Raw genomic sequence first — 12,006 nt, 5'->3', positions numbered from 1 at the left:
CGAACCGTCTTCACTTGTCGTACTTTGTTCGGTCGGCGTGTCGCGTCGAGCGCCTTCGGTGCTCAGAAGAGACCGGGAATGGCGTCCCCATCGGTGGATGAGAACTCCGACTCCTTCGCCTCCAGGTACTCGTTCCAGGCTGCGGTGTCCCAGATCTCGGCGCGGTCTCCCGCTCCGATGACCGTGACATCGCGGTCCAGTCCGGCGTACTCCCTCAGCGCGGCGGGAACCGTGATCCTGCCCTGCTTGTCCGGAATCTCGTCAGAGGCTCCGGAGAGGAATACGCGGATGTAGTCGCGTGCTTGGCGTGAGGTCAGAGGAGCCTGCCGCATCTGCTGATGGACGTTCTTGAACTCTTCCGTGCTGAACACATAGATGCAGCGTTCCTGCCCGCGGGTGAGGACCAGGCCGTTGGCCAGTTCTTCGCGATACTTCGCGGGAAGGATCAGGCGAGCCTTCTCATCCATGCGAGGCGTGTATGTGCCCAGGAACAAAGGACACTCACCACCTCACTTGTTGAGGAGAATCATTCCTTCTCCCTCTACCGAGCTCCACTTTACCCCACTTCCCCCCACTTGCAACCAAAATCTGCCGTCGCACGGCCGACACTTCCCCCACGTCGGCGATTTCAAGCCTCTGACCTGGAGTGATACCACTCAGGTGCAGGTGGAGGGCGGTGGAGGGCTTCTCCCGGACAGGCCCGCTCCGGGTGCGCCGGGTGAGTGTCGCGCCGTGCGGAGCGACCCGGAGCAGCGTCGCGAGAGCCTGGATGATCCGCCTCTGACCAGGCGAGACGGGCGCAGCGGCGGGAACTGAGGACCGTTGTGGCGGGATGTGGGGTGCTGTGGGGTGGGAAGTGGGGGTGTTGTGTGGTGGGAAGTGGAGGTACCCGATGGTGGGAAGTGGAGGTACCCGATGGTGGGAAGTGGAGGCGCTGCGATCAGGCACGAAAAAGGCCCCTCCGGAGAGGGGCCTTTCGAAGTCAGGTGATGCCTGGAGGAGTCAGTCCTGCCGGCGTCGTTCTTCCCAGCGCTGTTCGAGTCCGGTCATGAAGTTTCCGGACGGACTCGGGGCCGAGCTGCGGGGTCCGCCGCCGCCGCCTCCACCGCCGTTGCCGTTGCCGCCGCCGTTGCCGCGGGAGTTTCCGGAGGTTCCTCCGGTGGTGGCGTAGTAGACGCCTGCACCCATGATCAGGAAGCCGATCACACCGACAGGGATCCACTGGTTGTAGATGCTGACCAGCAGGACGACGATGCCGAGGACTGCGACCAGAGCGCCGAGCACAATGTTGCGCACGTTGAGCTTTCCCGTCGGGGAGTCCTGCATGGAGCTTGCGAAGCTCGGATCCTCCGACTGCAGCTGTTCTTCGAGCTGCTTGAGCATGCGCTGTTCACGCTCCGACAGTGGCATCGTGAAGCTCCTCGCGGTCGTCGTATGGCGTGGTGGACGATCTGGATACGCCTAGGTGTATAGTCTAGCGGTTTCGTCACCGCAGACCTAGCCCGCAGTCCGCCCTGCGGCGATCTCTGGGCTGGTGCCCAGGAACCCTCCAGTCATGGATCCTCGCGGCGAGCGCGCAGCAGCGAGGCAGGAGCAGTCTGGACCTGTGGGAATTTCTTCGCGATCGCGTCGAGCGCACTCTCGGCGTCGAGCCAGTTCGTCTCCGTGCGATCGAAGCTCAGCTGCAGCGAGCCTCCCTCATCCACCAGCCGTTCCGCCCGGACTCCGACCAGGCGCACCGGCTGCGGCCGCTCCCCCAGCCGTTCCAGCATCCCCAGCACGCGGGCGTAGATGGCCAGTGCGGAATGGGTGGGATGGGAGAGGGTGGACGAACGGGTCAGCGTCTCGAAGTCGCTGTAGCGCAGCTTCAGGCTGATCCCCTCGGCGGAGACCCCCGACTCGCGCAGCCGCGCGGCGACCCGGTGACTGAGTCGCAGCAGCTCTGCGCGCAGCGCCGCTTCATCCTCGACATCGACCGCAAAGGTCTCTTCGGCCCCGATGGACTTCTCGATCCGGTGCGGCTGGACCTCGCGGGCGTCCTCTCCCCAGGCCAGCCGGTGCAATGCCGTGCCGGTGACCCCGAAGCGGCGGCGCAGCGCCGGTTCCGGGGTCTCTGCGAGCTGGAGCACCGTGGTGATCCCGAAGGCCTTCAGGGACTCTGCGGTCTTTCCCCCGACGCCCCACATCGCGGTCACCGGCAGGGAATGCAGGAACTCCAGGCGGCGGTGCGGCGGGACCAGCATCAGCCCGTCCGGCTTTGCCCGGGTGGAGGCGATCTTGGCGATGAACTTGCGGTCGGCGATCCCCACGGTGGCGGGGAGGTTGAACTCCTCACGGATCTCACGGCGGATCTTCTGCCCGATCTGCTCGGGTCCGCCCAACCGCCGTCGAGCCCCGGTGAGATCGAGGAAGGCCTCGTCCACGCTGAGCTGCTCCACGGCGTCGGTGACGGTGTCGAAATAGCTCATGATCCGCCGCGAGAGCTCTCGGTAGACGTCCATGTGGGGCGAGATCACGACGGCGTCGGGACTGGCCCGGCGCGCCCGGGCCAGCGGCATCGCCGAGCGCACCCCGTCCGCGCGGGCCTCATAGGAGGCCGAGAGCACCACGGAGCGACCCGAGTCCTGCGCGACGATGATCTTGCGCCCGCGCAGCTCGGGGCGGGTGAGCAGCTCGACCTCCACGTAGTAGGCATCCATATCCACATGCGCGAGGACGCGTGAATCAGCCGGTGGGGACGGTGCCATACCGATAGGCTATCCGCCATGAAGCGCGAAGAATTCATCAGCGAGGTCAACGCGAGGTGCGCCGGCTTTCTCGAGGCGCGGCACGCAGAGGTCCATGCAGTCTCCCGACACGCGGTCCCCTTGGTCACGGCGCTGATGTCACTGACCCGGGGTGGGAAGAAGATGCGTCCCGCCCTGGCACGACTGGGCTGGCAGGCGGCCTCCGGGCGCGGCGCGGGCGTCGTCGAGCTGGGGGTGGCGCTGGAGCTGTTCCAGGCGGCTGCGCTGGTCCACGACGACGTGATCGACCGCTCCGCGACCCGCCGGGGTCTGCCCAGCGCGCACATCCGCTTCGAGCAGCTCCACCGCGAATCCGGCTTCAGCGGAGACCGCGGTCATTTCGGGACCACCGGTGCGATCCTCTCCGGCGACCTCGCCCTCGCCTGGGCCTCGGAGGCCTTCTTCCATGCCCAGTCCACCGCCGCCCGGGACGGGCTGGCGAGCAGTCCGCTCGCCGCGCGGACCTTCCATCAGATGCACACCGAGGTCATCACCGGGCAGTACCTCGACGTGCTGGAGGAGGTGCGCACCCCGGCCGACACCGAGACCGAGGCGGTCAGTCGGGCCCGCGGGGTGCTGCGCTACAAGGCTGCCAAGTACTCCACCGAGTACCCGGTGGTCCTCGGCGCGGCCCTGGCCGGCGGCTCGGACCAGCTGTGCCGCGCCTTCGCCGCGGCGGCGCTGCCGGTAGGAGAGGCGTTTCAGCTGCGCGACGATCTGCTCGGGGTCTTCGGAGACCCGGAGACCACCGGCAAGCCGGTCGGTGATGATCTGCGTGAGGGCAAGCGCACCGAGCTCATCGCCTACGGGTTGTTCCGCTCCTCCGCGGCGGGAGCCCAGGAGCTCAGCCAGATGCTGGGAGACCCGGCGCTGAGCGAGGAGCAGGTGGAGCGGGCCCGCGCCATCCTCACCGAGTCTGGAGCCGTCGACGAGGTCGAGCGCAGCATCGAGAAGCTCACCGGCGAGAGCGTCGCCCGGACACAGCACCTTGTGGATCTCGGCGTCTCCGCGGAGGTGCTCGAGGAGTTCGACCAGCTGCGCGGACACCTGGTGCTGCGCACGGTCTAGCGTCGAGACCCGCGCGGGGCCCGGGATCGACTCGCGCCGCGGCAACTCGGAGTTGGGCAGGTTCGATACCCTGGGGCTGTGAGCTCTGAACAGATTGACCCGTGGATAGGTTCCAGGATCGATGACCGCTATGTGATCGATGAGCGCATCGCACGTGGCGGCATGTCCACGGTCTACCGCGCCCAGGACCAGCGGCTCGGCCGAGAGGTCGCCCTGAAGGTGCTGTTCCCGCACATGGCGGAGGATCGCAAGGTCGTGGAGCGATTCGAGCAGGAGGCCCGGAACTCCGCGCTGATCGCCCACCCCAATGTGGTCCAGGTGCTCGATCAGGGACAGGCCCAGGAGACCGCCTACCTGGTGATGGAGTACGTCCCCGGCGCCACCCTGCGCACGCTGCTCAAGCACGGGGCGATGACGCCTCGGCTGGCGCTGACCTACATGGACTCGATCCTGCAGGGCCTGGCTGCGGCACACCGCGCCGGCCTGGTCCACCGAGACATCAAGCCGGAGAACGTGCTGGTCTCCCATGACGGGCGGATCAAGCTTGCCGATCTGGGGCTGGCCCGCGCCGCGACCCACCACTCCGGGACCTCGACGCTGATGGGCACCGTGGCCTATATCTCTCCGGAGCTGCTCTCCGGAGAGGGAGCCGATGAGCGCTCCGACATCTACGCCATCGGCATCCTGCTCTACGAGATGCTCACCGGCGTGCAGCCCTTCACCGGAGACTCCCCCGTGCGGGTCGCCTACCAGCACGTGAACTCCACCGTGCCGGTCCCCTCGGCTCAGGTCCAGGGACTCGCCGGCGAGCTCGATGACCTGGTCAGCATCGCCACCCGGCCCGAGGTGGCGCTGCGGCCGAAGAACGCCGATGAGCTGCTGAAGATGCTGCGTGAGACCCGCGGCCTGCTCAGCGACGCCGAGCTCGACTTCGACGGCGCGCTCAGGAGCCCCGCGACGCGACCGATCCCCGCCATGGGCGTCTCCGCACGAGCGTCCGAGCGCACCGGCCAGCGGCCCACCACGATGCTGCCCGGGGACTCCGACGAGGCCTTCCTGGAGACCGGAGCGCAGCAGGCATCGGCTTCCCTGTTCGAGACTCCCGGGGACGAGCCGCAGCCCGACGACCTGCAGCCCTGGGACGAGGACATCGACGCGGCCCTGGGCAACGCGCGGACCACCCACCTGGAGGCCGAGCATCGCGACGCCGCCCACGGGCGCCCCTCGAGCCTGGCCGAGGAGGATCGCCAGCTGGTCACCGAGGTGCCCACCAGCGGGCTGCAGCTGCGCCCGCCCCGGCTCAGCGTCGCAGAGCCGGCGACCGGCATGCAGCCCTCCGTCGGCGCCCGACGGCCGGTGGAACGGGTCCGCACGGAGAAGCGCGAGCGTCAGCGCCCCACGGTCGAGCTTGCTGGCCCCGATGCCACCCGGGTCTGGCTGATGATCGCCGCGATCATGATCGGCAGCGCCCTGTTGGTGCTGCTGGCCGGCTGGATCGGCGTGAGCAGCGCGCTGATCCCCAGCCTCGGGGGCTGAGGACCTGCGCGCGGCCTGGGACCGGTTCGCCTGTGGCCCGCGTCAGCGGCCCGTCCCGAGAACCTGCCGCTGGGGCCTATCTCACCTGGGTGAGGGACTCTGCCACCAGGAACGCCAGCTCCAGGGACTGCTTGTGGTTCAGCCGCGGGTCCACCAGGGACTCATAGCGCTGATCGAAGGCTGATTCGTCGACCATGTCGGAGCCGCCGAGGCACTCGGCGACGTCGTCGCCGGTCATCTCCACGTGCAGCCCACCCGGGTAGGTGCCCAGCGAGCGGTGGACCTCGAAGAAGCCGCGCACCTCGTCGAGGATGTCGTCGAAGCGGCGGGTCTTGTAGCCGTTGTCGGCCGTGATGGTGTTACCGTGCATCGGGTCGGTCACCCAGACCACCTTGGCGCCGGAGTCGCGCACCGCGGTCACCAGCGGCGGGAGCTTCTCCCGGACGTTGGAGGCGCCCATCCGCACGATGAAGGTCAGCCGTCCGGGCTCCCGCTCGGGATCAAGCTTGTCGATGATCGCCAGGACGGTCTCCGGGGTGGTGCTGGGGCCCAGCTTGACCCCGACCGGGTTCTGCACCCGGGAGAGGTAGTCCATGTGTGCGCCGTCGAGCTCGCGGGTCCGCTCGCCGATCCAGACGAAGTGGCCGGAAGTCACGTAGGGCTTTCCGGTGCGGGAGTCGATCCGGGTCAGTGCGCGCTCGTAGTCCAGCAGCAGCGCCTCGTGGGCGGCGTAGAACTCGGTGCGCTTGAGTCCTTCGAAGTCAGCACCGCAGGCCTCCATGAAGCGCACCGCGCGGTCGATCTCCCCGGCGAGCTGCTCATAGCGGGCGTGGGCGGGGTTCTCCATGAATCCCTTGTTCCACTGCTGCACCGCGCGAAGGTCGGCGAAGCCGCCCTCGGTGAAGGCCCGGACCAGGTTCAGCGTGGCGGCGGACTTGTGGTAGGCCGCGACCATCCGCTTGGGGTCGGGCACGCGGGATTCCTCGGTGAACTCGAAGCCGTTGACGATCTCGCCGCGGAAGGTCGGCAGCGTCACGCCGTTGCGGGTCTCCACATCGGAGGAGCGCGGCTTGGCGTACTGCCCGGCCATGCGCCCCATCTTCACCACCGGCAGCGAGGCGCCGTAGGTGAGCACGACGGCCATCTGCAGGATGGTCTTGATCTTGGCACTGATCCGGTCGGCGGTGACGCCGTCGAAGGTCTCGGCGCAGTCGCCGCCCTGGAGCAGGAACGCCTCACCGTTGGCAACCTTGGCCAGGCGTCGCTTGAGCTTGTCGACCTCCCCGGCGAAGACCAGCGGAGGGTGCGCGGAGAGCTCCGCATAGGCGGAGTCGAAGTCTTCGTGGCTGCGCCAGTCCGGCTGCTGGCTCAGCGGCAATGAACGCCACTCGTCCAGGCCCGGATAGTCTGCTGCCCCGACGTGGAGGATCTCTCCGGGGGCGGTCAGCGGGGCGTCGGTTCGGGGCTCTGGCGTGGTAGTCACCTGTTCAGGGTAGTCCGCCGCGCACGGGCGCGCCTAATGGCGGAGCGGCATTCCATCATGCGGACGAAGTGAGCCCGGGGGCGGTGTGCGCCCCCGGGCTCCTCAGCTGTTCTGCATCGATCGACGTCTGAAGGTTTCAGCGTCTCTTGCTGCTCAGCCCTTCTTGGCGGCAGCCTCGGTGTAGAGCGCCTCGACCTCTTCGGCGAAGTCCTTCATCACCACAGGTCGCTTGATCTTCAGGGAGGGGGTGAGGTGGCCGGATTCGATGGTGAAGTCGGTGTGCAGCAGCCGGAAGTCGCGGATCGATTCGGCGCGGGAGACCGACTCGTTCGCCCGGTCGACCACCGACTGCACGTGGGCGATGATCGTCTCGTGCTTCGCCAGCTCGGAGACCGGAGTCTTGGGGTCCAGTCCCTTGCGCTCGAGCCACTGCGGCAGGGTCTCCTCGTCCAGGGTGATCAGCGCCGCCACGAAGGGCCGGTTGTCGCCGACCACCACAGCCTGGGAGACGATCGCGTCGGAGCGCATCAGGTCTTCCAGCTGGGCCGGTGAGACGTTCTTCCCGGTCGCGGTGACCAGGATCTCCTTCTTGCGGCCGGTGATGGTGAGGCAGCCGTCGGAGTCCAGGGTGCCGACGTCGCCGGTGCGGAACCAGCCGGTGTCGGTGAAGATCTCCTGGTTCAGCTCGGGCCGGTTGTGGTAGCCGCGGAAGACGCAGATGCCGCGGCCGAGGATCTCGCCGTCCTCAGCGATCTTCACCGCGCACCCGGGAAGCGGCGCCCCGACGGTGCCGATCTTGCTCAGCGCAGGGGTGTTCACGGTCAGCGGCGCCGTGGTCTCGGTCAGCCCGTAGCCCTCGAGGATCTGCACGCCCACGCCGTAGAAGAAGTGGCCGAGCCGCTCCCCCAGCGGCGAGCCGCCGGAGACCGCATGGGCGACCTGTCCGCCCATCCGGGCGCGCAGCTTGGAGTAGACGAGCTTGTCGAAGACCGTGTGCTTGAGCCCCAGGGCGAAGGGGACCTTGCCGTTCTGCTTGGCGCGGGACCATTCGATGGCGGTGTTCGCCGCCTTCTCGAAGATGGCTCCCTTGCCGTCGGACTCGGCCTTGAGCATCGCGGCGTTGTAGATCTTCTCGAAGACCCGCGGCACGGCCAGCAGGAAGGTCGGGTGGAAGGTGCCCAGGTCGTCCACCAGCTCCTTGATGTCGGAGGTGTGTCCGACCCGGGAGCCGCCGGCGACGGCGAGCACGGAGATGAAGCGGGCGAAGACGTGGGCCAGCGGGATGAACATCACCGTGGAGGCGTTCTTGTCGACCACCGTGCCCAGCGAGGAGCCCAGCGCCTGGAGCGAGAGCTCGGTGAAGTTCGAGTGGGTCAGCTCGCAGCCCTTGGGCCGCCCGGTGGTCCCGGAGGTGTAGATGATCGTCGCGAGGTCAGCACCGACGGCGGCGCTGCGTCGAGTGGCGACCTGCGCCTCGGTGACCTCAGCGCCCTTGGCGCGCAGCTGATCCAGGCCGGAGCCTTCGATGGTGTAGACGTTGCCCAGACCCGTGAGGTTCTCCTGGGCGACGGCGCGCTCGACGATCTTCTGGTGGGCCGGGGTCTCGGCGACGAGCAGCTTCACGCCGGCGTCTTCGATGATCCACGCGACCTGGGAGGGCGAAGACGTCTCGTAGACCGGCACGGTCACGGCGCCGGCGTAGAAGATCGCGAAGTCGAGCAGCGTCCACTCGTAGCGGGTGGGGGCCATGATGGCGACCCGGTCACCGACCTCGACGCCGGAACCGATGATGCCCTTGGCGAGCTGCACCACCTGGTCGCGGAACTCGGCGGCGCTGACGTCGGTCCACTGGCCCGGGGTGAGCTGGCGACCGAAGAGGATGTTCTGCGGGTCCGCGGTGACCTGACGTTCGAGCAGGTCAGTGATGTTCAGCTCGGCGGGAACATCGACTGCGGGCGGTGTTGCGATTTCCTTCACGGGGGCTCCTCCATCGTGTGTGCTATCTCACATCATCGTCTCACAGCCCGTTACTGAACGGTAGCTGGATGATTCGTGTCCCCATGGAAAACTTGCTCAGACCTGTGCGCCGTCGCCTGACCCGGTGCGGCTGCGCGGCATCTGCAGGAAGAGGATGACCAGTCCGGCCAGCACCACGCCGATCAGCGCGGGCACGGTCCAGCCGGGCGCATTCAGCGGCAGGAACGGCACGATGATCAGCGCCAGGATCGCGCCGATGCTGAGCACCGCCCCGAGCACCACGGCAGGCTTGGCGCCGGCGAGCGGGTTCTTCGGGTTGGGCGGCTGGAAGTCGTCGATCTCTTCGAGCGCGGAGTCATCCACGCTGTGATCCCGGGGACCCTGACCCGGGCCGCCCTGACCCGGACCTCCCTGGCCGGGCAGCGGCCGTGAGCGGCCGCCTCGACCGAAGACTCTGCTGGGTTCGTCGTCGCGATAGGTGCTCATGGCGCCATCCTCTCAGGGGGCTCGGCGGCGTGGTGCCGTCGGTGAAGAAAGTCGATCAGCTGCTCGTGGATGATCTCGGCCTCATGGTCAAGCGTCGCCACGTGCTGGCTGCGGGTGAGCGCCACGACCTCGAGCTGCTCCGCCGAGAGCGCCCTGCCCAGGGTATCGGCTGAGGAAGGGGGCAGGACGTTGTCCACGCCTGAGCGGAACAGCAGCACCGGCGTGCCCCGACGGGCGAGCACCGGAAGCTCGCGGCGGACCTGCGCGAAGAGCCGGTCGAGCTCGACGACGGCGCGCAGCGGGGTCTGTGCGTAGGCCTCCTCCACGACGTCGGGCTTGGCGATGTCTCCGGCGATGCTCGCCACCGAGGGCCGGATCCGGCCCAGCGCCCAGGCCTTCGGTCCGGTGAGCGGCGCCAGCCGGAGTCCGGGATTGATCACCGAGACGGCCTCCACCCCACGGTGGGCGGCCACATGCAGCGCCAGCGACCCTCCCATCGAGAGGCCCACGGTCGCCACCCGGGGGCAGCGGGCGGCGAGCCGGTCGTAGCTGGCCAGCGCCGCGCGCATGATCTCAGCGCGCGGGGTGCTCGCCAGCTCCTCCCAGCTCGTGCCGTGACCGGGCAGCAGCGGGAGATCCACCGTGAAGCCTGCGGCCTGCAGCGCGTCGGCGAGCGGGCGCATCGAAGCGGGCGTGGAGGTGAATCCGTGGAAGACGGAAACTCCGAAGCCGGACATGTCCATTCCTTCACTCTATTGCCTCTACAGTGGTCTCCAAGCTCAGCCGCCTGAAAGGACCCCCTCCCACCGTGTCGTTCTACAGCGTCGCCAAGAAATTCGTCGTGGCCCCGGTGGTCAACACGGTGTTCCGCCCCTGGGTCCGCGGCCTGCACAACATCCCCAGCGAAGGTCCGGCGATCCTGGCGTCGAACCACATGTCCTTCTCCGATTCGGTGTTCATGCCGGTGAAGGTGCCTCGGCAGGTGCACTTCATGGCGAAGGACGACTACTGGGGCAGACAGGGCGCCTACGGGTGGGGGATGCGGAAGTTCTTCGACCTCTCGGGCCAGATCCCGATGGACCGCTCAGGCGGCAAGGCCAGCCAGGACTCGCTGAACGCCGGGGAGCAGGCGCTGCGCGACGGAGAGGTGCTGGGCATCTACCCCGAGGGCACGCGCAGCCCGGACGGGCGGCTCTACCGCGGCAAGCTCGGCATCGCGCGGCTGGCGCTGAACACCCGCGCTCCGGTGATCCCGATCGCCCTGATCGGCACCGACAAGGTCCAGCCGATCGGGAAGAACATCCCCCGGCTGGGCCGGGTGGGGATGATCGTGGGCGAACCGATGACCTTCGAGTCGTACTACGACAACGCCGAGGATCGCTTCGCCCAGCGCGCCGTGGCCGACGAGATCATGTACCGGATCATGCGGCTCTCTGGCCAGGAATACGTCGATGTGTACGCCTCGGATGTGAAGCGTCAGCTGGAGGCGGAGAAGGCCGACGCGAAGGCGGCGCGCAAGGCGCTGCGCCACCACAGCGGGCGCCGCACCGTGGACCCGTCCGCCGACTAGGCGAGGCACGCCCACATCCCGGGGCGCTCAGAACACCCCCGGCGCAGCCTTCCGGTGCAGGCCGAAGCGGAACCCCAGGCCGGCCGCGAGGACCATCGCCGCGCCGAACACCCATCCGGAGAGCGCGAGCGCCTGCGTCCCGGAGAGCAGGACCCCGATGGTGCAGCCCAGCCCGATCATCGCACCCCACCCCAGCAGCACCCCTCCGCCGAGGGCGGTGACCGAGTTGAACGCCGTGGTCTTCTCGAGCCGCACGCACCGACCCGGCAGCGCCACGGCCAGCGAAGCCAATACGATCCCGACGATCAGCCAGCCGTTGGTGGTGATGGTGTCGACCATGATGGCCACGCATCCGGCCAGGCGCTCGTCGAGCCCCGGCATGAGGCGCTCCATCCAGCCGGCCTCGGTCATGGACGTCCGGGTCATCGAGGAGATCTGCTGGGTGACCCCCAGCGGCTGGTCCTTGTAGTAGGCCAGAATCGCCAGGATTCCGACACTGGAGCCGGTGAACAGCGCCGGCCAGCGCTTGAAGAACACGAGCCGTCGAACTTCGGTGGCGTCCACCGTCCGGTCGCCTCGACCTTGGACCGGCGGGTTCCAGCGCAGCAGCCAGACACCCAGGCACACCAGCACGCCGAGCTGCAGCAGTACCGCGAGCGCGTACCCGTTGTCCGCCGCCAGCCAGGTGGCCGGGGAGCCGAGGATGAACCGGGAGTACATGGTGTCCCAGCTGAGGAACCCGAGACCGAAGCCCAGGACGACGCCGAGCAGGGCCGGTATGGACCGCAGGTGACCCTCCGGGAGACGGTACGGGTGCCCGGCGATGCAGCCCCCGGAGATCACCATGCCCAGCCCGAAGGAGAGTCCGGCGATGACCAGCGCCAGCGAGACCGGGGCGATATGCGCGTCCGTCGGCACGTTGTCCGCGGTGGGCGTGGGAATCCGGGTGGAGAAGATCACCGCGTAGCCGATCGTGCCGACAGCGATCGAGACCAGGATCGCGTACATCCCTCTGCTGTCATGCTTCTCGAAGAGGTCTCGGAATACGCAGGTGGCCTCAACCGGTGAATGCACCGCTACTCGGCAAAATGAGTGGTGGA

Annotated in this window: 11 protein-coding genes; 3 read left to right on the top strand and 8 right to left on the bottom strand. The window is 68.1% G+C overall.

From position 1 onward, the window contains the following. Positions 1-62: 62 nt before the first annotated feature. The 3 genes from mraZ to dinB form a co-directional block, all read right to left on the bottom strand. On the bottom strand, positions 63-494 hold the full coding sequence (mraZ, locus tag LTH96_RS03315; protein ID WP_241464319.1) for a division/cell wall cluster transcriptional repressor MraZ: 432 nt from the start codon (positions 492-494) through the stop codon (positions 63-65). A gap of 508 nt (positions 495-1,002) precedes the next feature. Beyond that, a complete protein-coding gene (locus LTH96_RS03310; protein WP_241464318.1) occupies positions 1,003-1,410 on the bottom strand; it encodes a DUF3040 domain-containing protein in 408 nt (135 codons plus the stop codon). A 143-nt stretch (positions 1,411-1,553) separates the two neighbouring features. Continuing rightward, complete coding sequence (dinB, locus tag LTH96_RS03305) at positions 1,554-2,747, bottom strand: DNA polymerase IV (protein WP_241464317.1); 1,194 nt, start codon at positions 2,745-2,747, stop codon at positions 1,554-1,556. 18 nt (positions 2,748-2,765) lie between these two features. On the opposite strand from dinB, the gene LTH96_RS03300 reads away from it, so the two are divergent. Then, positions 2,766-3,854: a polyprenyl synthetase family protein gene (locus LTH96_RS03300; RefSeq protein WP_241464316.1), complete on the top strand. Its 1,089-nt coding sequence runs from the start codon at positions 2,766-2,768 to the stop codon at positions 3,852-3,854. A 78-nt stretch (positions 3,855-3,932) separates the two neighbouring features. Continuing rightward, positions 3,933-5,390, top strand: coding sequence for a protein kinase (locus LTH96_RS03295; protein ID WP_241464315.1), 1,458 nt, complete (start codon positions 3,933-3,935; stop codon positions 5,388-5,390). A gap of 76 nt (positions 5,391-5,466) precedes the next feature. Here LTH96_RS03295 and LTH96_RS03290 read toward each other — a convergent pair whose 3' ends face one another. The 4 genes from LTH96_RS03290 to LTH96_RS03275 form a co-directional block, all read right to left on the bottom strand. Beyond that, entirely contained in the window at positions 5,467-6,837 is a 1,371-nt protein-coding gene (locus LTH96_RS03290) for a class II 3-deoxy-7-phosphoheptulonate synthase (protein WP_241464449.1), read from the bottom strand. A 189-nt stretch (positions 6,838-7,026) separates the two neighbouring features. Continuing rightward, positions 7,027-8,850, bottom strand: coding sequence for an AMP-dependent synthetase/ligase (locus tag LTH96_RS03285; protein ID WP_241464314.1), 1,824 nt, complete (start codon positions 8,848-8,850; stop codon positions 7,027-7,029). A gap of 96 nt (positions 8,851-8,946) precedes the next feature. Further along, entirely contained in the window at positions 8,947-9,336 is a 390-nt protein-coding gene (locus LTH96_RS03280) for a hypothetical protein (RefSeq protein WP_241464313.1), read from the bottom strand. Further along, on the bottom strand, positions 9,333-10,079 hold the full coding sequence (locus LTH96_RS03275; protein ID WP_241464312.1) for a carboxylesterase: 747 nt from the start codon (positions 10,077-10,079) through the stop codon (positions 9,333-9,335). Before LTH96_RS03275 ends, LTH96_RS03280 begins: the two co-directional genes overlap by 4 nt. A gap of 65 nt (positions 10,080-10,144) precedes the next feature. On the opposite strand from LTH96_RS03275, the gene LTH96_RS03270 reads away from it, so the two are divergent. Beyond that, positions 10,145-10,906, top strand: coding sequence for a lysophospholipid acyltransferase family protein (locus LTH96_RS03270; protein ID WP_241464311.1), 762 nt, complete (start codon positions 10,145-10,147; stop codon positions 10,904-10,906). A 27-nt stretch (positions 10,907-10,933) separates the two neighbouring features. On the opposite strand, the gene LTH96_RS03265 is transcribed toward LTH96_RS03270, so the two are convergent. Next, the gene (locus LTH96_RS03265; RefSeq protein WP_241464310.1) at positions 10,934-11,914 is read right to left on the bottom strand and encodes a YeeE/YedE thiosulfate transporter family protein; all 981 of its coding nucleotides are present in this window, start codon (positions 11,912-11,914) and stop codon (positions 10,934-10,936) included. Positions 11,915-12,006: the final 92 nt, after the last annotated feature.

Origin of the sequence: Nesterenkonia sp. LB17 (assembly GCF_022565915.1) — a bacterium.
Lineage (GTDB): Bacteria > Actinomycetota > Actinomycetes > Actinomycetales > Micrococcaceae > Nesterenkonia.
Note: the sequence above shows the minus strand (reverse complement) of the source record. Positions and strands in the feature narration are given on the sequence as shown.